This window comes from Paraburkholderia sp. MM5384-R2, from assembly GCF_014201025.1.
Taxonomy (GTDB): Bacteria; Pseudomonadota; Gammaproteobacteria; order Burkholderiales; family Burkholderiaceae; genus Paraburkholderia; species Paraburkholderia tuberum.
The window spans coordinates 1-22,888 of record NZ_JACHDI010000037.1 but is presented as its reverse complement, the minus strand read 5'-3'; the positions used below and the strand labels follow the sequence as shown (position 1 = coordinate 22,888).

The 22,888-nt window shown below is 64.7% G+C and carries 22 protein-coding genes; 9 read left to right on the top strand and 13 right to left on the bottom strand.

Features of this window, described 5'->3' with window-relative positions; genetic code table 11:
- Positions 1 to 60: 60 nt before the first annotated feature.
- Entirely contained in the window at positions 61 to 963 is a 903-nt protein-coding gene (locus tag HDG37_RS34690; RefSeq protein WP_184055543.1) for an NAD kinase, read from the bottom strand.
- Positions 964 to 1,173: 210 nt separating this feature from the next.
- On the opposite strand from HDG37_RS34690, the gene hrcA reads away from it, so the two are divergent.
- The 3 genes from hrcA to HDG37_RS34675 all read left to right on the top strand — a co-directional run bounded on the left by hrcA (position 1,174) and on the right by HDG37_RS34675 (position 3,861).
- Complete coding sequence (gene hrcA / locus HDG37_RS34685; RefSeq protein WP_184055541.1) at positions 1,174 to 2,193, top strand: heat-inducible transcriptional repressor HrcA; 1,020 nt, start codon at positions 1,174 to 1,176, stop codon at positions 2,191 to 2,193.
- Positions 2,194 to 2,374: 181 nt separating this feature from the next.
- Positions 2,375 to 3,445, top strand: coding sequence for a ferrochelatase (gene hemH, locus HDG37_RS34680; RefSeq protein WP_184055539.1), 1,071 nt, complete (start codon positions 2,375 to 2,377; stop codon positions 3,443 to 3,445).
- Between the two features lie 8 nt (positions 3,446 to 3,453).
- Positions 3,454 to 3,861 carry an RNA-binding S4 domain-containing protein gene (locus tag HDG37_RS34675; RefSeq protein ID WP_184055537.1) on the top strand — a complete coding sequence of 136 codons (408 nt, stop codon included), beginning with the start codon at positions 3,454 to 3,456 and terminating at the stop codon, positions 3,859 to 3,861.
- Here the strand turns inward: HDG37_RS34675 and HDG37_RS34670 are convergent.
- On the bottom strand, positions 3,833 to 3,994 hold the full coding sequence (locus HDG37_RS34670; protein ID WP_167368620.1) for a hypothetical protein: 162 nt from the start codon (positions 3,992 to 3,994) through the stop codon (positions 3,833 to 3,835). The genes HDG37_RS34675 and HDG37_RS34670 overlap by 29 nt on opposite strands.
- A 365-nt stretch (positions 3,995 to 4,359) precedes the next feature.
- Here HDG37_RS34670 and grpE point away from each other — a divergent pair, with 365 nt between their 5' ends.
- The 4 genes from grpE to pabB all read left to right on the top strand — a co-directional run bounded on the left by grpE (position 4,360) and on the right by pabB (position 10,544).
- Positions 4,360 to 4,947, top strand: coding sequence for a nucleotide exchange factor GrpE (gene grpE / locus HDG37_RS34665; protein ID WP_184055535.1), 588 nt, complete (start codon positions 4,360 to 4,362; stop codon positions 4,945 to 4,947).
- Between the two features lie 332 nt (positions 4,948 to 5,279).
- Positions 5,280 to 7,229, top strand: coding sequence for a molecular chaperone DnaK (gene dnaK / locus HDG37_RS34660; RefSeq protein ID WP_184055533.1), 1,950 nt, complete (start codon positions 5,280 to 5,282; stop codon positions 7,227 to 7,229).
- A gap of 270 nt (positions 7,230 to 7,499) precedes the next feature.
- Entirely contained in the window at positions 7,500 to 8,639 is a 1,140-nt protein-coding gene (gene dnaJ / locus HDG37_RS34655; RefSeq protein ID WP_018419484.1) for a molecular chaperone DnaJ, read from the top strand.
- A gap of 18 nt (positions 8,640 to 8,657) precedes the next feature.
- Entirely contained in the window at positions 8,658 to 10,544 is a 1,887-nt protein-coding gene (gene pabB, locus HDG37_RS34650; RefSeq protein WP_184055531.1) for an aminodeoxychorismate synthase component I, read from the top strand.
- Between the two features lie 47 nt (positions 10,545 to 10,591).
- Here pabB and panB read toward each other — a convergent pair whose 3' ends face one another.
- The 7 genes from panB to HDG37_RS34615 all read right to left on the bottom strand — a co-directional run bounded on the left by panB (position 10,592) and on the right by HDG37_RS34615 (position 16,038).
- Complete coding sequence (gene panB / locus HDG37_RS34645) at positions 10,592 to 11,407, bottom strand: 3-methyl-2-oxobutanoate hydroxymethyltransferase (protein WP_184055529.1); 816 nt, start codon at positions 11,405 to 11,407, stop codon at positions 10,592 to 10,594.
- Between the two features lie 37 nt (positions 11,408 to 11,444).
- Complete coding sequence (locus HDG37_RS34640) at positions 11,445 to 12,125, bottom strand: deoxynucleoside kinase (RefSeq protein ID WP_184055527.1); 681 nt, start codon at positions 12,123 to 12,125, stop codon at positions 11,445 to 11,447.
- Positions 12,122 to 12,664 carry a 2-amino-4-hydroxy-6-hydroxymethyldihydropteridine diphosphokinase gene (gene folK, locus HDG37_RS34635; RefSeq protein ID WP_090803125.1) on the bottom strand — a complete coding sequence of 181 codons (543 nt, stop codon included), beginning with the start codon at positions 12,662 to 12,664 and terminating at the stop codon, positions 12,122 to 12,124. The genes HDG37_RS34640 and folK overlap by 4 nt, the downstream gene beginning before the upstream one ends.
- A gap of 51 nt (positions 12,665 to 12,715) precedes the next feature.
- Positions 12,716 to 14,332: a polynucleotide adenylyltransferase PcnB gene (gene pcnB / locus HDG37_RS34630; protein WP_090803126.1), complete on the bottom strand. Its 1,617-nt coding sequence runs from the start codon at positions 14,330 to 14,332 to the stop codon at positions 12,716 to 12,718.
- Complete coding sequence (locus HDG37_RS34625; RefSeq protein ID WP_184055524.1) at positions 14,329 to 15,015, bottom strand: HAD family phosphatase; 687 nt, start codon at positions 15,013 to 15,015, stop codon at positions 14,329 to 14,331. Before HDG37_RS34625 ends, pcnB begins: the two co-directional genes overlap by 4 nt.
- Positions 15,008 to 15,760, bottom strand: coding sequence for a DnaA regulatory inactivator Hda (gene hda / locus HDG37_RS34620; RefSeq protein ID WP_184055522.1), 753 nt, complete (start codon positions 15,758 to 15,760; stop codon positions 15,008 to 15,010). The genes HDG37_RS34625 and hda overlap by 8 nt, the downstream gene beginning before the upstream one ends.
- Before the next feature lie 74 nt (positions 15,761 to 15,834).
- Positions 15,835 to 16,038 (bottom strand): hypothetical protein, encoded by a 204-nt coding sequence (locus HDG37_RS34615; RefSeq protein ID WP_184055520.1) that lies wholly within the window; start codon positions 16,036 to 16,038, stop codon positions 15,835 to 15,837.
- Between HDG37_RS34615 and purM the strand changes: the two genes are divergently transcribed.
- Positions 16,037 to 17,104 (top strand): phosphoribosylformylglycinamidine cyclo-ligase, encoded by a 1,068-nt coding sequence (purM, locus tag HDG37_RS34610; protein ID WP_090803131.1) that lies wholly within the window; start codon positions 16,037 to 16,039, stop codon positions 17,102 to 17,104. The two genes, HDG37_RS34615 and purM, sit on opposite strands and share 2 nt — an antisense overlap.
- A gap of 127 nt (positions 17,105 to 17,231) precedes the next feature.
- On the opposite strand, the gene miaA is transcribed toward purM, so the two are convergent.
- Entirely contained in the window at positions 17,232 to 18,173 is a 942-nt protein-coding gene (gene miaA, locus HDG37_RS34605; protein ID WP_184055518.1) for a tRNA (adenosine(37)-N6)-dimethylallyltransferase MiaA, read from the bottom strand.
- A gap of 47 nt (positions 18,174 to 18,220) precedes the next feature.
- Positions 18,221 to 20,326, bottom strand: coding sequence for a DNA mismatch repair endonuclease MutL (mutL, locus tag HDG37_RS34600; protein WP_184055516.1), 2,106 nt, complete (start codon positions 20,324 to 20,326; stop codon positions 18,221 to 18,223).
- 194 nt (positions 20,327 to 20,520) lie between these two features.
- On the opposite strand from mutL, the gene HDG37_RS34595 reads away from it, so the two are divergent.
- Positions 20,521 to 21,192 carry a VTT domain-containing protein gene (locus HDG37_RS34595; protein ID WP_184055513.1) on the top strand — a complete coding sequence of 224 codons (672 nt, stop codon included), beginning with the start codon at positions 20,521 to 20,523 and terminating at the stop codon, positions 21,190 to 21,192.
- Between the two features lie 124 nt (positions 21,193 to 21,316).
- Here HDG37_RS34595 and HDG37_RS34590 read toward each other — a convergent pair whose 3' ends face one another.
- Complete coding sequence (locus HDG37_RS34590; RefSeq protein WP_184055511.1) at positions 21,317 to 22,135, bottom strand: mechanosensitive ion channel family protein; 819 nt, start codon at positions 22,133 to 22,135, stop codon at positions 21,317 to 21,319.
- Positions 22,136 to 22,328: 193 nt separating this feature from the next.
- Positions 22,329 to 22,703, bottom strand: a complete 375-nt coding sequence (locus tag HDG37_RS34585) for a hypothetical protein (RefSeq protein WP_184055510.1) — start codon at positions 22,701 to 22,703, stop codon at positions 22,329 to 22,331.
- Positions 22,704 to 22,888: the final 185 nt, after the last annotated feature.

Sequence of the window (22,888 nt, the reverse complement as noted above, 5' to 3'; positions counted from 1 at the left end):
GGTCGGGTGAGCTTGGGATTCGGGTGGCGGCCGCGGCGGCGTGCGAAATCAAAGTGCCGCTTACGGCCTCGGGTCTTCTTCGTGCGACGGGTACTCGTGCCAGTGCAGCTTCTTGCGTAGCGTCGCATAGTAGCTGTAGCCGACCGGATGCAGCATCGGCACCGTGTGACGCGAACGGCGCACCTCGATCGTGTCACCGAGCTCCAGCGACGTGAACGACTGCATGTCGAAATTGACGTTCACCTCGCGCCCGGAAACGATCTGGATGCTGACCTTCGATTCGTCCGGCAGCACGATCGGCCGGTTCGACAGCGCGTGCGGCGCGATCGGTACGAGCACGATGCCCTGTAGTTGCGGATGCAGGATCGGCCCCTGCGAGGACAGCGCGTACGCGGTCGAGCCGGTCGGCGTCGCGACGATCAGGCCGTCCGAGCGCTGGTTGTACATGAAGCGGCCGTCGACCGACACGCGCAACTCCGCCATGCCCGAGAAGCCGCTGCGGTTGACCACCACGTCGTTGAACGCGAGCGCGTGGTAGATCGGCGTGCCGTCGCGCACGATGCGCGCTTCGAGCAGCACGCGCTCCTCGCGCTCGAAATTGCCGGACAGCATCTGCGGCACGATCTCGCGCATGTCGGAGATCGGAATGTCCGTGATGAAGCCGAGCCGCCCGTGGTTGATGCCGATCAAGGGCGTGCGATACGGCGCGAGCTGGCGGCCGATGCCGAGCATCGTGCCGTCGCCGCCGAGCACCACGGCGACGTCGGCGCGCGCGCCGATCTCGGCGAGACGCAGCGCCGGATAGTCGGTCACGCCGATTTCGGCGGCGGTGTCTGCTTCGAACACGACTTCCAGGCCGAGCTTCGCGATGCAGGCGGCGAGCGCGGTCAGCGGCTCGCCGATGCCTGGCGTATTGCTGCGCCCGACGAGCGCGACGGTCTTGAACTGGCTGGTCACTTGCATGCCGGCATTACACCATAGGTAGGGCCTGAAAAGAACCGCAGACCGACCCGGTTGTGGGGCGGCGCACGCAGGGCGTCTGCGTATGTCGCGATTATCGTTAGAATGGTGAAGACCCGATGACATGCGAGCCCGCCGACGGCGATGCATTCGCCGGGAGCGGGCGCCGCGGGCGCTCACGGCTGCGATGCCATTGAGCTAAAATTTTTCGTCATGCTAGATCCTCGCGCACAAACCCTCCTCAAAACGCTGATTGAGCGCTACATCGCCGAAGGTCAGCCGGTCGGCTCGCGCACGCTGTCACGTTATTCGGGCCTCGAACTGAGTCCGGCCACGATCCGCAACGTGATGTCGGACCTCGAGGATCTGGGGCTCGTGATCAGTCCGCATACGTCGGCAGGGCGCATTCCGACGCCACGCGGCTACCGCCTGTTCGTCGACACGATGCTGACCGTCGAATCCGCCGCCGACGAGGAGGCGGTGACGCGCACCGTCAAGACCACGCTGCAGGTGGGCGAGCCGCAGAAGATCGTCGCCGCGGCGGCGAGCGTGCTGTCAAATCTGTCGCAGTTCGCCGGCGTCGTGCTCACGCCGCGTCGCAGCCACGTGTTCAAGCAGATCGAATTCATGCGCCTGTCCGACCAGCGCATTCTGCTGATCATCGTGACGCCCGAAGGCGACGTGCAAAACCGCATCCTCGCCACCCAGCGCGACTTTTCGCCTTCGCAGCTGGTGGAAGCCTCCAATTACATCAACGCGCACTTCGCGGGCCTCTCGTTCGACGAGGTGCGCCGCCGCCTGCGCGGGGAAATCGACGAGCTGCGTGGCGACATGACCTCGCTGATGCATGCGGCCGTCACCGCCAGCACCGACGAATCCGACACCGGCGAGACCGTGTTGATCTCGGGCGAGCGCAATCTGCTCGAAGTCGCCGATCTTTCGTCGGACATGGCGCGCCTGCGCAAGCTGTTCGATGTGTTCGACCAGAAGACCAGCCTCCTTCAGTTGCTCGACGTGTCGAGTCACGCGGCGGGCGTGCAAATATTCATTGGCGGCGAATCGAATCTGGTACCGATCGAGGAAATGAGCGTCGTCACCGCGCCGTACGAGGTGAACGGCAAGATCGTCGGCACGCTCGGTGTGATCGGACCGACCCGCATGGCCTACAACCGCGTGATTCCGATCGTGGACATAACCGCGCGGCTGTTGTCCATGACGCTCAGCCAGCAGTAGTCCTCGGGCTCCGCGGAACTGTCGTCATCGCAGTCCGTGGCGATCATGATGCGCGAACGCGCGGTGTCTGCCAATCGTCCGAATGGCCAGGGGTCTCTGGCGGCGCCGGGCAGAACCCGCGCCGCTATAATGAATCTCCATTGAATCGACTCGCCGCAAAATGCGGTGATTTCTGCTACCTATGCGCTTCGACCTCGAGCGGCCTTCACAGAACGCCACGTCGCATCGCGTCGCCGTGTTGCTGATCAATCTCGGCACGCCCGACGCGCCGACGCCGCGCGCGGTGCGCCGCTACCTCGCGCAGTTCCTGTCCGATCCTCGCGTGGTCGAAATTCCGGCGCTGCCGTGGCAGCTCGTTCTGCGTCTGCTGATTCTGCCGTTGCGCGGCCGCAGTTCTGCGAAGAAGTATGCGGCGGTGTGGATGCCCGAGGGCTCGCCGCTGCGCGTCCACACCGAAAAGCAGGTCGAGGGCCTGCGCCATCTGCTGCAACTGAACGACTACACGGTGCTGGTCGACTACGCGATGCGCTACGGCACGCCCGGCATTCCGGCAATGCTGAACCAGCTGAAGCTCGCGGGCGCCGAGCGCGTGTTGCTGATGCCGATGTATCCGCAGTATTCGGCGTCGACCACTGCGACCGCGTTCGACGAAGCCTTTTCCGCGCTCAAGCGCATGCGCAACCAGCCGGAAGTCCGCACCGTGCGCCAGTACGCCGATCACCCGGCGTACATCGCGGCGCTCGCCGCACAGGTGCACCACTACTGGCATCTGCACGGCCGCCCCGATTTCGCGGCGGGCGACAAGCTCGTGCTCAGTTTCCACGGCGTGCCCAAGCGCACGCTCGACCTCGGCGACCCGTACCACGAGCAATGCCAGCAGACCGGCGCGCTGCTGATGCAGGCGCTCGATTTGACGTCGGTCGAATGCCGCATCACGTTCCAGTCGCGCTTCGGCAAGGCCGAATGGCTGCAGCCCTACACGGCGCCGACGTTGAAGGAGCTCGGCGCGGCAGGCGTGCGGCGTGCTGACGTGTTTTGCCCGGGTTTCACCGCCGACTGCCTCGAAACGATCGAGGAAATCGGCATGGAAGTGCGCGGCGAATTTCTGCAGGCGGGTGGCAAGGAGTTTCACCGGATCGCCTGTCTGAACGCGTCGCAGCCGTGGGTTGCCGCGCTTGGCGAAATCGTTGCGCAGCATCTGCAGGGCTGGCCCGTGCAGGCGGTGCCGGTGCCGCACACGACAGGAGCTTGAATACGCAGATGAACTACCGCATTTCAACCGAACCGGGCGCGAAACTGCGCATCGACAAATGGCTGTGGGCCGCGCGCTTCTTCAAGACGCGCTCGCTGGCCGCGGAGGCGGTCGACAAGGGGCGGGTGCGTATCGGCGGCGTCGCCGTGAAGCCGGCGAAGGACGTGCGTGTCGGCGATCTGGTCGAAATCGAGATCGAGCGCTACGTGTGGCAGGTGGAGGTGCTGGGCGTATGCGACGTACGCGGTCCGGCGAGCGTCGCGCAGACGCTTTATTTGGAAACCGCGCAGAGCAAGGCGAAGCGGCAGGTCGAGCAGGAACGGCGCAAGGTCTACCACGAGCCGGCCGCCGCGCTGCACGGCCGACCGACCAAACGCGACCGGCGCACTATCGACAGATTTTCAGGTGGGGATTGAGAAACTGCTCCACGGTGGCGTGTGCGCCGCCGTACTCGGTGGTGTGGTCGTTGACCGCACCGGACATGCAGATGGTCGTGGTGCCCGCGATCAGTACCAGTGCGACCACGCCGATTGCAAAGGTCAGTTTCACGGTACTCCCCTTGATGGGCTGAAACAGGCTATCGGAACGACTGTCAGGTGTCGGTAACGCTTACGTCAGATTAGGGTTAACGTGGCGTTGCCGCTCCCTGACTGGAGAATAGGTCAGTTGCGGGCTGCACTCAATCTCTATCTGATTGCGCCACGTTGAGGCTTGTTACGGCGCATTTCGCCTGCACGTCGGTGGTGCGAAAAAACCCTCGACCCGCTTGAAACGGCTTTTTCAGGCCCCATCTGGGGTCCGGTCTGGCGGATCGGCGCGAAGACGCGTGTCGCGATTTTGCAAAGCATGAATCGTACTGTGTCGGAACGGCTCGAACCGCCTTTGGCTTTTACTTTTTAACGACTTTCAGCGACATGGAAAACACGCAAGAGAACCCGACGAGCCAGAATCCCACGCCCGCCGACGAAGCCGCGCGCCAGGCCGCCGAGGCGGCTGGGGCCGCTACTCAACAGCCGGACACCGGCGCCCCCGCGGAACCGGCCCAGGGTGCCGCCGAGCAGGCGCTGGCCGACGCTCAGGCGAAGATCGCCGAGTTGCAGGAAAGCTTCCTGCGCGCGAAGGCCGAAACCGAAAATGTGCGCCGGCGCGCTCAGGAAGACGTCGCCAGGGCGCACAAGTATGCGATCGAGAGCTTCGCCGAGCATCTGCTGCCGGTGGTCGACAGTCTCGAGGCGGCCGTCGCCCATTCGTCCGACGACTTGCAGAAGGTCCGCGAAGGCGTCGAGCTCACGCTGCGGCAGTTGAGCGGCGCGCTCGAGAAGGGTCGCGTCGTGGCGATCAATCCGGTCGGCGAAAAGTTCGATCCGCATCGCCATCAGGCCATTTCGATGGTGCCGGCCGACCAGGAGCCGAACACCGTCGTCGCGGTGCTGCAAAAAGGCTTTGTGATCGCGGATCGCGTGCTGCGTCCCGCGCTCGTGACCGTCGCGGCGCCGAAGTAATCACGTCGACACTCGCTCCGGGCGTTTGCGCCGGTGGCGTCTGCTGCGTCGCTTCGCATCGCTACGTGCCGCAAAGATCGCATCGATTCAGGCACTTCCGGCGAACCACGCCGGGGGCGCCGCGCAGACTGACGGAGCGGGCTCGCAGCGAAGATTCAGGCGTCTCGCCCCGTGATTGAAAAAAATTAAAGACCGCATCGCAAAAGAGGTCTTGAAAACGATGTGGCCGCACTTATTTTGAGTGCAGGTATGAATTGAGAGCGGATCGTCCCGCCGCCAGATGGGTCAATCGGGCGCTTTCCGCAGCGATCAAAGTCAGGAGATTTGTAAAAATGGGCAAAATCATCGGTATCGACCTCGGCACGACCAACTCGTGCGTGGCGATCATGGAAGGCAACTCGGTCAAGGTTATCGAGAACTCGGAAGGCGCGCGCACCACGCCGTCGATCATCGCTTACATGGATGACAGCGAGATCCTGGTCGGCGCGCCGGCCAAGCGTCAGTCGGTCACGAACCCGAAGAACACGCTGTTCGCGGTCAAGCGCCTGATCGGCCGCCGCTTCGAAGAGAAGGAAGTGCAGAAGGACATCGGCCTGATGCCCTACAAGATCATCAAGGCCGACAACGGTGACGCGTGGGTCGAAGTGCGCGACCAGAAGCTCGCGCCGCCGCAAATCTCCGCCGAAGTCCTGCGCAAGATGAAGAAGACTGCTGAGGACTACCTTGGCGAGACCGTCACGGAAGCCGTGATCACGGTGCCGGCGTACTTCAACGACAGCCAGCGTCAGGCAACCAAGGACGCCGGCCGCATCGCCGGTCTGGAAGTCAAGCGGATCATCAACGAACCGACCGCCGCGGCTCTCGCGTTCGGTCTGGACAAAGCCGAAAAGGGCGATCGCAAGATCGCGGTGTACGACCTGGGCGGCGGTACGTTCGACGTGTCGATCATCGAAATCGCGGACGTCGACGGTGAAATGCAGTTCGAAGTGCTATCCACGAACGGCGATACGTTCCTCGGCGGCGAAGACTTCGATCAGCGCATCATCGACTACATCATCGGCGAGTTCAAGAAGGAGCAGGGCGTCGATCTGTCGAAAGACGTGCTCGCGCTGCAGCGCCTGAAGGAATCGGCTGAAAAGGCCAAGATCGAGCTGTCGTCGAGCCAGCAGACCGAAATCAACCTGCCGTACATCACGGCGGACGCATCGGGTCCGAAGCACCTGAACCTGAAGATCACGCGCGCCAAGCTGGAAGCGCTGGTCGAAGACCTGATCGAACGCACCATCGAGCCGTGCCGCGTCGCGATCAAGGATGCGGGCGTGAAGGTCGGCGAAGTCGACGACGTGATCCTGGTCGGCGGTATGACCCGTATGCCGAAGGTGCAGGAAAAGGTGAAGGAGTTCTTCGGCAAGGATCCGCGCCGTGACGTGAACCCGGACGAAGCCGTGGCCGTTGGTGCCGCGATCCAGGGCCAGGTTCTGTCGGGCGACCGCAAGGACGTGCTGCTGCTCGACGTGACCCCGTTGTCGCTCGGCATCGAAACGCTCGGCGGCGTGATGACGAAGATGATCAACAAGAACACGACGATCCCGACCAAGCACGCGCAGGTCTACTCGACGGCTGATGACAATCAAGGCGCCGTGACGATCAAGGTGTTCCAGGGCGAACGCGAAATGGCAGCGGGCAACAAGCTGCTCGGCGAGTTCAACCTCGAAGGCATTCCGCCGGCACCGCGCGGCGTGCCGCAGATCGAAGTGAGCTTCGACATCGACGCGAACGGCATTCTGCACGTCGGCGCGAAGGACAAGGCGACCGGCAAGGAGAACCGCATCACGATCAAGGCGAACTCGGGTCTGTCCGAAGCCGAAATCGAGAAGATGGTGAAGGACGCCGAAGCGAACGCGGAAGAAGATCACAAGCTGCGTGAGCTGGCCGACGCCCGCAACCAGGGTGACGCCCTCGTCCACAGCACGAAGAAGGCGCTGACCGAGTACGGCGACAAGCTCGAAGCTGGCGAGAAGGACAAGATCGAAGCCGCGTTGAAGGACCTCGAAGACACGCTGAAGAGCAACTCGAGCGACAAAGCCGCGATCGAAGCGAAGATCGAAGTGGTGGCCACGGCCTCGCAGAAGATGGGCGAGAAGATGTACGCCGACATGCAGGCTGCGCAAGGTGCCGAAGCGGCGGCGGGCGCGGCGGGCGGTGCCGGTGCATCGGCGGGTGCGAGCCAGCAGGCCGACGATGTGGTCGACGCTGAGTTCAAGGAAGTGAAGAAAGACTAAAGCCAGGTCGGCATCCGACCGTAAAGCCGTGCACAGCAATGTGCGCGGCCCGGCTGCACGAGAACGGCGCCCCCGCGGGCGCCCAAAGTGCAAGAGCGGTTTTCGCGCCTGGCGAGCCTTTTTGGGGCTCTCCGGGCACGTTCGTTTTATGGAGGGCGTTGTTTTGAACCGTGCGCTGGCGCGGCGCAGACAGCGGCCGGACGAGTCGTGAGACTCCACAGCATTCACAAGGAGCTACCGCGTCGCTTTGCGCGGCGGCGTTGAACCGATATGGCGAAACGGGATTACTACGAGGTTCTGGGCGTCGCAAAGAACGCGAGCGACGACGAAATCAAGAAGGCTTATCGCAAGCTCGCGATGAAGCACCACCCCGACCGCAATCCGGGTCACAAGGATGCGGAAGAGCATTTCAAGGAGGTGAAGGAAGCCTATGAAATGCTGTCGGATTCGCAAAAGCGCGCCGCGTACGATCAGTACGGTCACGCGGGCGTCGATCCGAACATGGGTGGGGCCGGCGCGCAAGGTTTCGGCGGCTTTGCCGATGCATTCGGCGACATCTTCGGCGACATCTTCGGCCAGGCGGCCGGCGGCGGCGCACGCGGAGGCGGCCGTGCGGGCCCGCAGGTGTATCGCGGCGCCGATCTGCGCTACAGCATGGAAATCACGCTCGAGCAGGCCGCACACGGCTACGACACGCAGATTCGCGTGCCGAGCTGGGTTTCGTGCGAAGTCTGCCATGGCTCGGGCGCGAAGCCGGGCACCAAGCCGGAAACCTGCCCGACCTGTAGCGGCTCGGGTTCGGTGCGCATGTCGCAGGGCTTCTTCAGCATCCAGCAGACTTGCCCGAAGTGCCACGGCACCGGTACCTACATCCCCGAGCCGTGCAATCACTGCCACGGCGCGGGTAAGGTGAAGGAAACCAAGACGCTCGAAGTGAAGATCCCGGCCGGTATCGACGACGGCATGCGCATCCGCTCGGCCGGCAACGGCGAGCCGGGCATCAACGGCGGTCCGTCGGGCGATCTGTACGTCGAGATTCATATCAAGCAGCACTCGGTGTTCGAGCGTGACGGCGACGATCTGCATTGCCAGATGCCGATCCCGTTCACTACCGCGGCGCTCGGCGGCGATATCGAGGTGCCGACGCTCGCCGGTCGCGCCAGCTTCACGGTGCCGGAAGGCACGCAGTCCGGCAAGACGTTCCGTTTGCGCGGCAAGGGCATCAAGGGGCTGCGTTCGAGCATCGCCGGCGATCTGTACGTACACGTGCAGGTTGAAACGCCGGTCAAGCTCACCGAAGCGCAGCGCGATCTGCTCAAGCAGTTCGAAAAGGCGCTCGTGGAAGGCGGTTCGCGGCATAGTCCGCAAAGCAAGAGCTGGTTCGATCGCGTAAAGAGCTTTTTCGATTGATTTGATTCGGCGGTCAGTATGACGGTGGACAGTCGCGGCGCGGCGTTCGCGCTGCTCGACGATTGCGGTGCAACGGCGGCGCTTCCGTCGAGCCGCTTGTACACGGGTTTCGTGCGCGAGCGGGTCTGCACGGAGGCGGCGCAGCTCGAAGGCGTGTGCGACAGCGTCGCGGCGGATACCCGGAGCGGTTTGCACGCTGTCGTGCTCGCCGATTATGAATTTGGCCGCGCGCTGATGGGTTTCGATGCGCGCCGGTCTTCTGAAACGCAGCGTGGCAATGCCACGCTGCGTTTTTTATTGTTCGAACGTTGTGCGAAGCTTTCGCGCGACGAGGTCGACGCGTGGCTGACGGCGCGGGACTACGGCGCTTTCGAGCCGTCGGTCGCGGGCATCGCGAACGTGCGCGAGAGCGTCGATCGCGCCGAGTTCGACGCGGCGATCGACGCGATTCACGCCGCCCTGCGCGCGGGCGATTCCTATCAGGTCAACTACACGTACCGCCTCGGCTTCGACGTGTTCGGCTCGCCGCTCGCGTTCTATCGGCGGTTGCGCGCGCGCCAGCCCGTGTCGTTCGGCGCGCTGATCGCGTTGCCGGACGATGCGTGGGTGCTGTCGTGTTCGCCCGAACTGTTCGTCGAAAAGCACGGCGCGACGTTGCGCGCGCGGCCGATGAAGGGCACGGCGCCGCGCTCGCAAGATCCTGCCGTCGACCGGGGTAACGCCGAGTTCCTCGCGACCGATCCGAAGAACCGCGCCGAGAACGTCATGATCGTCGATCTGTTGCGCAACGATCTGTCGCGAGTCGCGCGGATCGGCTCGGTCAGCGTGCCGGCGTTGTTTTCGGTCGAGCCGTATGCGTCGGTGTGGCAGATGACGTCGACTGTCGAGGCGACGTTGCTCGACGGCACCTCGTTCGCGACGATCCTGCGCGCGCTGTTCCCGTGCGGCTCGATTACCGGTGCGCCGAAGCATCGCACGATGCAGTTGATCGACGAACTGGAAAGCACGCCGCGCGGGCTCTATACCGGCGCGATCGGCTGGCTCGATGCGCCGGGCGATGATCACGATTGCGGCGACTTTTGCATGTCGGTCGCGATTCGCACGTTGACGTTGACTGCGTCATCGGCGTCAGACGGTGGCACGAACGGTCTGCGCGGCAGCATGGGCATCGGCGCGGGCATCGTGCTCGACAGCGTGGCCGCCGACGAGCACGAGGAGTGTCGATTGAAAGCACGTTTTCTGATGGGCGCCGAGCCGGGTTTCGAACTGTTCGAAACGATGTACGCCACGCGGGAAGACGGCGTGCGGCACGTCGAGCGGCATCTGCGGCGCTTGTCGTCGAGCGCCGCGACGCTTGGCTTCGGGTTCGACGAAGCGCGCATTCGCGGGGAGATTTCAGTGCGGTGCGCCACGCTCCCGGCGCAGATGCCGCATCGAATGCGGCTTGCTTTGAGCAAGAGCGGGGTGACCCAGATCTCGGCCGCGATACTTGCGCCGTTGGCGGATGCGATCGTTGGTGTTCTGCTCGGCCCCGGAGCGCAGTTCGCGCCGACCCACGCCGCCGATCCGCTGCTGCGCCACAAGACCACGCGCCGGGCAGACTACGACCGCGGCTGGCGCGAAGCCGAAGCGAAGGGCGCCTTCGATACGCTGTTTTTCAACGAACGGGGCGAACTGACCGAAGGCGGCAGGTCGAACGTGTTCGTGAAGCTCGCGGGACAATGGTGGACGCCGCCGCTCGCGTCAGGCGTGCTGCCAGGTGTAATGCGAAGCGTGTTGCTCGACGACGCGTCGGGCTTGCGGGCAGGTGAAAAAGTGCTGACGCGGGCGGATGTGCTGAACGCCGAAGCGCTGCTCGTGTGCAACGCGTTGCGCGGCGCGGTGCCGGCACGGCTTGTTGGTTAGAGCACTGAAAAATACGGGAATGCCGCGCGCTCGCGCGGCAATGAAGATCAGAACGTGTGCTCGGCGCCGGGAAACGTGCCGTCCTTTACCGCCCGCACATACGCCTCGACGGCCGCCTGAATATTTGGCTGTCCCTGCATGAAATCCTTCACGAAGCGCGGCCGCTTGCCAGGAAAAATCCCGAGCATGTCGTGCAGCACGAGCACCTGACCCGAGCAGCCGAGGCCCGCGCCGATACCAATCGTCGGAATGCGCAGCAGCTGCGTGACCTCGTCCGCGAGTTGCGACGGGATCGCTTCCATCACGATCAATTGTGCGCCGGCTTCCTGCACGGCGAGCGAGTCGCGCAGCAGCTGGCTCGCGCCCGCTTCGGTCTTGCCTTGCACCTTGAAGCCGCCGAACGCATGCACCGACTGCGGCGTGAGACCCACATGCGCGCACACCGGAATCGAGCGCTCGACCAGAAACCGCACCGTGTCGGCGAGCCATTCGCCGCCTTCGAGCTTGACCATCTGCGCGCCCGCGCGCATCAGTTCGACCGAGCTCCTGAATGCGTCTTCGCGCGTGCCGTAGGTGCCGAACGGCAGGTCCGCGACGATCAGCGCCGACGGCCGCGCGCGCGCGACGCTCGCCGTGTGATACGCGATGTCGGCAAGCGACACCGGCAGCGTGGTCGCCTGGCCTTGCAGGACGTTGCCGAGCGAGTCGCCGATCAGCAGCACGTCGACGCCCGCGCGATCGAGCAGCGCGGCGAAGCTCGCGTCGTAACAGGTGAGCATGGCGATCTTTTCGCCAGCGTCGCGCATTGCCTGCAGTTTCGGCACGGTGATCGCGCTCCGGCTCGCTTCCTGCAAATAAGTCATGGTCAATCCAGTGAAAAAAATGAACTAGCCGCGCCGCTTACAGCGACGTGGCTTTGACAAAGAATTCCTTGCGGCCGCGCATCGTCTCGATGCGTTCGGCGAGCAGCGCAAGGTCCGCGTCGGAGTCGAGCGGATTCAGGTGTTCGGCGTTGACCGTCAGCACGGGCGTGCGGTCGTAGTGGTAGAAGAATTCGTTGTACGCGTCGCATAGCGCGCGCAGATAGGCATCGGAAATCTGCAGCTCCATCGGCACCGCGCGCTTCTGGATGCGCGCGAACAGCACCTCTGGGCTCGCCTGCAGATAAACGACGAAGTCCGGCTCCGGCGCGCTGACGTCGAGCCGCACGGCAAGCGCGCGGTACAACTGCCACTCGTCTTCCTGCAAGGTCAGACGCGCGAAGATGTCGTTTCGCTGCGTGATGAAGTCGGCGATCAGCGGCGTGCCGCTCGCCTGCGCGGCGCCGACTTCCTGCGCCTGCTGCGCGCGTTGCAGTGCGAAGTGCAACTGCACCGGTAGCGCATAGCGCGTGGTGTCGCGATAAAAGCGTTCAAGAAACGGATTGTCTTGCGAGCGTTCGAACAGTTCGTGCATCGACCAGCGTTGGGCGAGGCGCCGCGCGAGTGAGGTTTTGCCGACGCCGATCGGCCCTTCGATCGCGATATAGCCGAACGGCGGGCGCAGCTGCGGCGCGGTGACCGTGAGCGGCGGCGAACTCATTCGCAGCGGCCTTTCTCGGCGGAATTGCCGGTCAGCGCATTGAGCATCGGGCACTGGCAGGGCGACTTTACTTTCTCGATGCGCTGATCGCTCACGCTGTCGAGCAGCGCGGCGGCCCGGCCATGCAGCGGAATGACGATCGCCGCGTCGATCTCGACGAGCGGCACCAGCGCAAACGCGCGCTCGACGAGGCGTGGGTGCGGCACGATCAGATCGGCTTCGTCGATCGATTGATCGCCATACAGCAGGATGTCGAGATCGAGCGTGCGCGGCGCATTGCGGAACGGCCGCTCACGGCCGAACTGATGCTCGATCTTGTGGCACAGCGCGAGCAGATGCCGTACGGGGAGCGTCGTTTCCAGCTTCACGACGCAGTTGAAATAGTCGTCGCCGCCCGCGTCGATCGGGGCAGTACGATACAGGCTCGATTTGGCGAGCACGGTGATGGTGTGCTGTTGTGCGAGGCACACCACCGCGTCTTTCAGGGTCTGGCGCGCGTCCCCGAGATTCGCGCCGAGGCCAAGATAAGCAACCGTCATGGCATATCTTCCTGCAACTATCGTTTTGACGGCTTTTCCGCGAACGCCGCGTCAGTCTTCGTGCGAGCCTTCGAGGCCCGCGTCGTTGTCCGTGCGTTCGGCGGACGAGCCGCCCTCCACTCCGTCACCTGATTTGCGGCTTCTGGCGCCACCGCGCCGCCGTCGTTTTCTTGGGCTCCGGTCCTTCCCGCCTTGCGTGAGCAATGTCTCGCGCGCGGCGACGTCTCCTTCGATGAACTCCGTCCACCACGCACCGACCGACTCGTCGAGTTCGCCCGATGCGCAGCGCAGCAGGAGGAAATCATACCCCGCTCTAAATCTTTGGTGTTCGAGCAGCTTCAGCGCGCTGCGTCCCGAGCGTTTTTCGAGGCGCAACTGCAGGCCCCAGATCTCGCGCATGTCGGCCGAGAAGCGCTTGTGGATCGCGAGCTTTTCGGTCTGCATGTCGAGCACTTCGTCCATCGCGCGATGCAGCGCGGGCACCGGATACTCGCCTTCGGCCTCGAACTTCTGCCAGCGCTGCTGCACGTCGTGCCACAACAGCGTCGCGAACAGGAAGCCCGGCGACACCGGCTTGCCGGCGAGCACGCGTGCATCTGTGTTAGAGAGTGCCAGAGAAATGAATTTTTCGCCGGTCGGCTGCTCGAGCACGACGTCGAGCAGCGGCAACAGCCCGTGATGCAGGCCTTCCTGGCGCAGCCACTTCAGGCACGCGAGCGCGTGACCCGACAGCATCAGCTTCAGCATTTCGTCGAACAGACGCGCGGCGGGCACGTTGTTGATCAGATCGGCCATCTTCTCGATCGGCGCGCGCGTGGCGTCGTCGATATCGAAGTCGAGCTTGGCGGCGAAGCGCACGACGCGCAGCATGCGCACCGGATCCTCGCGATAGCGCGTGGCCGGGTCGCCGATCATGCGCAACAGGCGCGCGCGCATGTCGGCCATGCCGTTGTGGTAGTCCAGCACGGTTTGCGTGGCCGGATCGTAGTACATCGCGTTGATCGTGAAGTCGCGGCGCGTGGCGTCCTCGTGCTGCTCGCCCCACACGTTGTCGCGCAGCACGCGGCCGCTCGCATCGACCGCGTGGGTGCGGCGGTCGAGTTCGTCGCGCTTCAGACGCTTCGGCGGCGGCGCGTCGGCCGCGGGCGGATCGACCAGCGCGCGGAACGTCGAGGTCTCGATGATTTCCTGGCCGAACTGCACGTGCACGATCTGGAAGCGCCGGCCGATGATGCGCGCGCGGCGGAACAGCTTCTGCACCTGCTCGGGGGTCGCGTCGGTCGCGACGTCGAAGTCTTTCGGCTTGACGCCGAGCAGCAGATCGCGCACCGCGCCGCCGACGATGAAGGCACGGAAGCCCGCCTGTTGCAGGCCCTCGGTCACGCGGATCGCATTGCGCGAGATCAGCGTGGGGTCGATGCCGTGCACGTCGTGCGGAATGATGACGGGTACGTCCGGCTCGCGCGGCGCTTGCGCGGCAGCAGCGGCACCTGCGGACTTGCGGCGCGGCCGCGCGGCCGTGCCGGAAGCGGTCGTGCCGGATACGGACTTGCCGCGCGCCGGCGGCTTGCCATTGGCATTGCCGTCGACGCTGGCGGCGGCGGAGAGCGTGTCGTCAGCGGTCGCCGTGTCCTGGCCGAATAGCTTGCGGATGAGTTTCTTGATCACGAGGGTTGGAAGAGTTCGAGGATGCGCCAGCCTTTGGCTTGCGCATGGGCGCGCAACGTGTCGTCCGGATTGGTCGCGATGGGATCGGTGACTTTTGCGAGCAGCGGGATGTCGTTGTGCGAATCGCTATAGAAATAGCTGTGCTCGAAGTCGCTCCAGCTCTTGCCGAGCGACGCGAGCCACATTTCGGTGCGCACGATCTTGCCTTCCTTGTAGCTCGGCATGCCGGTCGGGCGACCGGTGTAGGCGCCGTGCGGCTCCCCGCCGACGGTCTCGGCCTCGCACGCGATCAGCGTGTCGACGCCGAACGCCTGCGCGATCGGCCGCGTGATGAACTCGTTGGTCGCGGTGACGACGCAGCACAGGTCGCCCGCTTCACGATGCTGTTTCACGAGTTCGAGCGCCACCGGCTGGATGGCCGGCGTGATGACCTCGTGCATGTACTGCGCGTGAAAGTCAGCGAGCTGCGCGCGTGTGTACTTCGCGAGCGGCGTCAGCATGGCGATCAGATAAGCGTGAATGTCGAGCTTGCCGGCCTTGTAGTCGGCGTAAAAGCGATCGTTTTCACGGGCGAAATTTACGGCGTCGACCATGCCTTTTTTCACCATGAAGCGGCCCCATTCGTGGTCGCTGTCGGTGGGAATGAGCGTGTGGTCGAGATCGAAGAGTGCAAGGTTAGCCATGGGCGCCTATTTTACTTGAAGCGGGAAGAGCGGCGTGTGAACCCGGCGCGGCGGCGGGGTCGAGCGACGCGAGCATCGTGCGCAACAGCGGCAGCGTGACCGCGCGTTTCTGTTCGAGCGAGAAGCGGTCGAGCGCGTCGAGCAGCGCCATCAGGCTCGGCATGTCGCGGCGAAAGTGCGTGAGCAGGTAGGCCGGCACGTCGTCGGCGAGCATGATGCCGCGCTCGCGCGCCGCGCGTTTCAACACCGCGGCCTTCGCGTCGTCGGGCAACGGCGCGAGGTGAAACACCAGTCCCCAGCCGAGGCGCGTGCGCAAATCTTCGCGCACCGTCATGCCGATCGGCGCCGCGTTGCCCGCGGCGACGAGCGCGCTGGTCGGATGCGCGCGCACTTCGTTGAACAGGTTGAACACGGCGATCTGCTGCGCGGCCGACAGCGCGTCGCAGTCGTCGATTGCATAGAGCGCGACGCGCGGATCGAAGCCGAAGGCGGCGAGGCTGCTTTGCGGCCCGGCGAAGCGCGCATGCCCCGGCGGTGCTTCGTGCACGAGCGCCTGCAGCAGGTGCGTGCGGCCGCTGCCGGCTTCGCCCCAGATGTAGAAGGTGCGATCGGCGACCGGTCCGCAGGCGAGCGCGTCGTCGAGCTCACGCAGGCGCGTGACCAGCTCGGCGTTCGCGCCGGCGAAGAAATTGTCGAATGTCGATGGCGGCGGGGTGCCGAGATCGAGCGTCAGTTGACGAAGCACAGTAGGTTAATGCCGAAAATGAGGCTCAGGCCGCGAGTGGCCCGGACCTCGGGGCCTGGAAGGTTGCCAGGCGCTCAGTTGTCGTGAAGCGTGTTCGCCGGGTCGTGAGGCCGCGCGTCGCGAAGCACGGCTGGCGCAATTGCGCGGGTCGGCGGCGCCGGAATCGGGGTGTCGTGTTGCAATGTCGTTTCCAGGATATCGTCGGAACGCGTGAATTCCAGCCAGGCGGCCAGCATCGGGTAAAATCGCATTTTACCGACCTTCGAGCTTTTCCCCATGAATCAACCGAAATCCGCCGAGCATTCAACCGATTCGGCCCAAGGTTTGTCGTATCGCGACGCCGGCGTGGACATCGATGCGGGTGACGCCCTCGTCGACGCCATCAAGCCGTTTGCCAAGAAGACCCTGCGCGACGGCGTGCTGGGCGGCATCGGTGGATTCGGCGCGTTGTTCGAAGTGCCGAAGAAGTACAAGGAACCGGTGCTCGTGTCCGGCACCGACGGCGTCGGCACCAAGCTGCGTCTCGCGTTCCAGCTGAACAAGCACGACACGGTCGGCCAGGATCTGGTCGCGATGAGCGTCAACGACATCCTCGTGCAGGGCGCCGAGCCGCTGTTCTTCCTCGACTATTTCGCCTGCGGCAAGCTCGACGTCGGCACGGCGGCGACCGTCGTGAAGGGCATTGCGCACGGCTGCGAGCTGTCGGGCTGCGCGTTGATCGGCGGCGAAACCGCGGAAATGCCGGGCATGTACCCGGACGGCGAATACGACCTGGCTGGTTTCGCGGTCGGCGCGGTGGAAAAGAGCAAGATCATCGACGGCAGCAAGATCGCGTCGGGCGACGTGGTGCTCGGGCTCGCGTCGAGCGGCATCCATTCGAACGGCTTTTCGCTCGTGCGCAAGATCATCGAGCGTGCCAATCCCGATCTGAACGCGGACTTCGACGGCCGCACGCTCGCCGACGCGCTGATGGCGCCGACGCGCATCTACGTGAAGCCGCTGCTCGCGCTGATGCAGCAGATCGAGGTCAAGGGTATGGCGCACATCACGGGCGGCGGCCTCGTCGAGAACATTCCGCGCGTGCTGCGCGAAGGCCTGACGGCCGAGCTTGACCATCGCGCGTGGCCGCTGCCGCCGCTGTTCTCGTGGCTGCAGAAGCACGGCGGCGTCGCCGATGCGGAAATGCACCGCGTGTTCAACTGCGGTATCGGTATGGCGGTGATCGTGTCGGCCGCGGATGCCGAAGCGGCGATCGGTCTGCTGTCCGCGGCGGGCGAGCAGGTCTGGAAGATCGGCACGGTCCGTGAAAGCGCAGCGGGTGAAGCGCAGACGGTCGTGGTCTAAAGATTGACGAGGGCTCGCGTGGCGTGCCGCAATGGTGCGCCGCGCGGGCTTCGAATCCTTTGCTTCACGTTTCCCGCTTCAAACTCCCGCTTTACGTCCCTCCCATTCCCCTACGCTGATCGGCGCCTCAAACCAGCGTTTCGATCAACTCCACCACCCGCGCCGTCGCGTGCGGATCGCAGCAATCCACCACCCGTCTTTCCGGCATGCTGCGCAGCCACGTGAGCTGCCGCTTGCAGAGTTGCCGCGTCGCGAAGACGCTCTTGTCGCGCATGGTCCGATAGTCGACCGCGCCATCGAGGTATTCCCACACCTGCCGATACCCGACGCAGCGCATCGACGGCATCTCGGGCAGCAGGTCGCCGCGCGCGCGCAGCTTCACCACTTCATCGACGAAACCGTGCGCGAGCATCGAATCGAAGCGCTGCTCGATGCGCGCGTGCAGCACGCCACGCTCGGACGGCTCCAGCGCGACCGGCACGAAGCGTGCCGATGCGGCGTCGTCGGTGCGCGCGGGCGCGGCGAGCAGCGTCGACATCGGCTGGCCGGTCAGCATGAACACTTCCAGCGCGCGCTGGATGCGCTGCGAATCGTTCGGCGCGAGACGCGCGGCCGTGACCGGATCGAACGCGGCGAGCCGCGCGTGAAGCGCCGGCCAGCCGTCGCGGGCGGCGTCGGCGTCGAGCCTCGCGCGTACTTCGGCATCGGCGGCGGGCAGGTCGTTGAGCCCCTGCGTGAGCGCCTTGTAGTAAAGCATCGTGCCGCCGACCAGCAGCGGCAGCCGCCCGCGCGCATGAATTTCTCCGACGAGCCGCAGCGTATCGGCGCGAAACTGCGCGGCCGAGTACGAGTCGGCCGGATCGACGATATCGATCAGATGATGCGGCGCGACCGCGCGTTCTTCCGCGGTCGGCTTCGCGGTGCCGATGTCCATCTCGCGATAGACGAGCGCCGAGTCGACGCTGATGATTTCGACCGGCCGCCGCGCGGCGAGCGCGAGCGCGGCGGCGGTCTTGCCGGACGCGGTCGGCCCGAGCAGGCACGGGATGGGGGTAGGGTGTGACGTCATGGGTAAGCGGGCGCGCGGCGCAACGGTGTGATCGAAACGCAGCGCCGTTACTGCCCGCGCATGAACAGCCGATCGAGATCGGCCAGCGTCAGCTGATACCAGGTCGGACGCCCGTGGTTGCACTGATCGGCGCGCTCGGTCGCTTCCATCTGGCGCAACAGCGCGTTCATTTCGTCGAGCGTCAGACGCCGGTTCGCGCGCACCGCGTGATGGCACGCGAGCGTGCCGAGCAGTTCGTGCTGACGCTCGGTCAGCACGCGCGAGCCGCCGAATGCATGCAGGTCGGACAGCACAGCGCGCGCCAGCGCCTGCAGGTCGGCGTCCTTCAGCAACGCTGGGACCGCGCGGATCGCGAGCGTGGTCGGCGACAGCACCGCGAGGTCGAAGCCGAGCGCATCGAGCGTATCGCGCTCTTCCTCGACCGTGCCGATTTCGACCGGATCGGCCTGCATCGTCTGCGGGATCAGCAGCGGCTGCACGGCGATCGCGCGGTCGGCGAGCGCGCTCTTGAACTGCTCGTACAGGATGCGCTCGTGTGCCGCATGCATGTCGACGATTACGAGCCCGTGGCGGTTCTGCGCGAGCACGTAGATGCCGTGGATCTGGCCGAGCGCGAAGCCGAGCGGCTGGTCGTCGGTGGCGTCGAATGCGGGGGAAGCCGGGCGCGGCGCGAACGGCGCTGCGTCGTATGGCGACGTCGCGTCGGTTGCGGAGTCGCGCGCTTCGAACAGCGACGCGCCTTCGACCCGGCCTGCAAGCGGATCCTTGCGGCCGAACAGCGCGTCGTAACCGGCGAGCGGTTGCGCGACCGGCAGCGTGCCTTGCGTCATGCGTGCCTGGCGCATCCACGTGTTGCCAGGCTGCGAGGCGCCCGGGGCGCCGAAGCTGCTGAAGCCGCTGCCGCCGCCAAGGCCGCCGCGGCTTCCCGCGCCGAAGCCCGCGCCGCTCGAAAGACCGGCGCCCGCGCCAATGCCGTCGGCTACGCCGCTTGTGACCCCCAGCGGCGTCGAACCAGATGAAGCCGGTCCACCGGCCGACGGTTCCAGGTGCGCCGCATGCCCGCCCGCCGTCGTTTCAGGCGACGCGCCCGCGTGCCGAGCGAGCGCGCGCTGCACCGCATGGAACACGAACTGGTGGATCGAGCGCGAATCGCGGAAACGCACCTCGATTTTCGACGGATGTACGTTCACGTCGACGCCTTCTGGCGGCAAATCGAGGAACAGCACGTACGACGGATAACGCTCACCGTGCAGCACGTCTTCATACGCGGCGCGCACCGCGTGCGTGAGCAGCTTGTCACGCACGAAGCGGCCGTTGACGAAGAAATACTGTTGATCGGCGCGACCGCGGCTCGCGGTCGGCAGACCGGCGCAGCCGTAGATCGCAAGCGGACCGGCGGATTCGTCGAGCGGCAGATGGGCGGTCGCGAACGTCTCGCCGAGAATCTTCGCAACCCGCGCGGGCGGCTCGCTCGCGTTCCAGTGCTCGACGGCCTTGCCGTTGTGCAGCACCGAGATCGCGACGTCCGGCCGCGCGAGCGCGGCGCGGCGGATCTGTTCAAGACAGTGGCCGAGTTCGGTCTGTTCGCTTTTCAGGAATTTGCGGCGTGCCGGGGTGTTGAAGTACAGCTCGCGGACTTCGATCGTCGTGCCCTGGGTGCCGGCGGCGGGACTCAGCACGCCGGTTTCCGCGTCGATGCGCACCGCGTGCGGCACATCTGCGGTGCGGCTCGTGATGCTCATCTGCGCGACCGACGCGATCGACGCCAGCGCTTCGCCGCGGAACCCGAGCGTCGCGACCGCTTCGAGCTCGGCAAGCGAGCGGATCTTGCTGGTCGCATGGCGCGTCAGGGCGAGCACGAGTTCGTTCTCGGGGATGCCGCAGCCGTCGTCGGTGATCGAGATGCGTTTGACGCCGCCTTCGTCGAGCAGGATGCGCAGCGTCTGCGCGCCCGCGTCGAGCGCATTCTCGAGCAGCTCTTTGACTACCGACGCCGGCCGCTCGACCACTTCGCCTGCGGCGATCTGGCTGATCAATTGATCGGGGAGCGGCTGGATGGCGCGCAACGGACGCGGCACGGGCGCCGCGCGGGAGGCGTCGGAAGGTGCGGCCGCGGCCGCGGTGCCCGCAGGCGTTTCGGAGAATTCGGACATGGCGAAATTATAGCGACTCGGCGCACGCCGCCCGCGCAGACGCCCAACCAGCAGATTTTCATTCGACCCGAGGCACTTTCGGTATCATATCGCGGTCAATTCGCAGCGGTCGGCCCGCCGCTCGCTGCGCCTGTTGCAGGGTCGCGCGGTGGCCGTTTTCCCTCTACGCATACACTGGTTTAAAAGGACGTTCCTTGGATACGCTGCTACATTTCGCCAATCTTGTCCTGCACATCGACAAGTTTCTCGGAGACTTCATTCAGGTGTACGGTGCCTGGGTCTACGCGGTGCTGTTCGTGATCGTGTTCGCTGAAACGGGGCTCGTGGTGCTGCCGTTTCTGCCGGGCGATTCGCTGCTGTTCATCGGCGGCGCGTTCTGCGCGACCGGGCAGATGCATCTCGGACTGCTGATCCTGTTGCTGCTGGTGGCGGCGGTCTCGGGCAATACGACCAACTATCTGATCGGCCGCGCGATCGGACCGCGCGTGTTCAATACGCACATTCCGGTGCTCGAGCGCTTTCTCGATCGCGCCGCGCTGCAGAAGACGCACAACTTCTATGAGAAACACGGCGGCAAGACGATCGTGCTTGCGCGTTTCATCCCTGTCGTGCGGACGTTTGCGCCATTCGTCGCAGGCGCGTCGTCGATGACGTGGAGCCGCTTCCAGATGTTCAACGTCGTCGGCGCGCTGTTGTGGGTGCTGCTGCTGACACTGCTCGGTTATTTCTTCGGCAACATCCCGTTCATCCGTCAGTATCTGAACGTGATCGTGCTGGTCGGTATCGGCGCGGCGATCGTACCGATCGTGCTCGGCGCGCTGTGGAAGATGCTGCGCAAGAATGGCGCGAACGCGAGTACCCGTTGACGACGAGTTGTTTGCGGTATTTCGGGCCTTGAAAAACACGAAAGGCGTCGCGAATCTCGCGACGCCCGTTTTCATGCCGCCATGCCGACGGCCCAGGTCGGGTGCGCGCGGAGGCTCGATCAGATCAATCGCGCGTGATCGCTCGCGGTGCGAGTGGCGTTTCCGGCGTCGGATAGCCGGCTTCCTTGAAGGTCTGAACGATCGCGCGATTGGTGTCGAAGTAGACCTGCCAGTAGTTCTGGTTGGACGAGTAAGGGCGCACGCACAGCAGCGGTCCTTCCGGCGTGAAGCTCAAGACCTCGATATCCGGCGCGGGGTTTTCGGCCACGTTCGGAATCTTCGCGACGGCGGCTTTCAAACGCGCGATCGCATCGGTCGGATCGACGCCATTGGCGATCTTCGCGGTCAGCTCGACGCGCCGGAACGGCAGCACGCTGTAGTTCGAGATCGTGTCGGAGAAGATCTTGTTGTTGCCGATGATGGTCGTCACGTTGTCCGGCGTCACAATCGTGGTGCCGAACAGGCCCAACTCCGTGACGGTGCCGGTGACGCCCGCGGCCATGACGAAATCGCCGACCTTGAACGGCCGCAGCACCTGCATGAACACGCCGGCCGCGAAGTGCGCGAGCAGGCCGCCCCACGCAGTACCGATCGCGAGGCCGAGGCCGGCGAGCAACGCGGCGAACGACGTCGTCTGCACCCCGAAGATTTCCAGGATCGCGAGGACGAGCAGCAGGTTCAGCAACCCGGCGAGAATCGACGCGAGGTAGCGGGCCAGTGTCGGGTCGACCCGGCCGTTGCGTGCGAGCAGCTTGCGCGACAGGTTGGAGATCAGCCCGATGATCCAGCGGCCGACGATCCACAGCACGATTGCGCCGATGACCTTGGTGCCGATGTCGATGCCACGGGTCATGACGAATGCACGTACGGTTTCGATATCCAAGATGTTTCCTCGTTATAGGTTGCCATCAACGGATTGAACGACGGTGGTGCCATGACCCACAACGCGCGGTCTTCGGGAGTTATAGCCGACGGCGCCCGCCTGCGCAAGGACCGTTCCTGCCCTGCTCGCGGCGGCAATACAGAGATGAAACATGGCGGGGCGTACGTGAAAAGCCGGTCGGGGCATGCCGGGCTCACATGCGCAGCCGCGATTCGGAGTACGGTGACGTCTGGATGACAACCGCGTTGTCCGGGTCGCTTTTCACGGCGCGCCGGCGCCTCGATATCCGATGCCACGTGAACGCGATCACGATCGCGAGCGCATACGCGCCAGCACGCTGAAGAAACGACGTCGGCAGGGCGAATTGTCCATAGCGGTTCTGCGCGTCGGCGAACACGACAAACGTCAACAAGCCGTCGAGCACGCACGCGGCCAGCGCGATCACGATGAAAATCGCAGGGCCGCTCAGCGCGGCACCCGACCCGAACCGGTTATACAGTCGACAGGCCATCGATACGATGGCGAACAAGGTGAGGTTCGATAGCAGATCGAACAGAAAGGTGGTCATTATCGGTTCAATGAAAAAGCAATGCGCCGTGGGGTTGCCGGAACGTATGCTCGCGCAAGGTTCAGACATGCTCCGCTGATTCGGCGGCCCCTCGCGTCAGAATACTTGTCGCCCCGATAGAATCGATGAACCGGGGGCGATTATGAGAAAACGAATTGGCAAAATACGGACAAGCATTCAAGGAC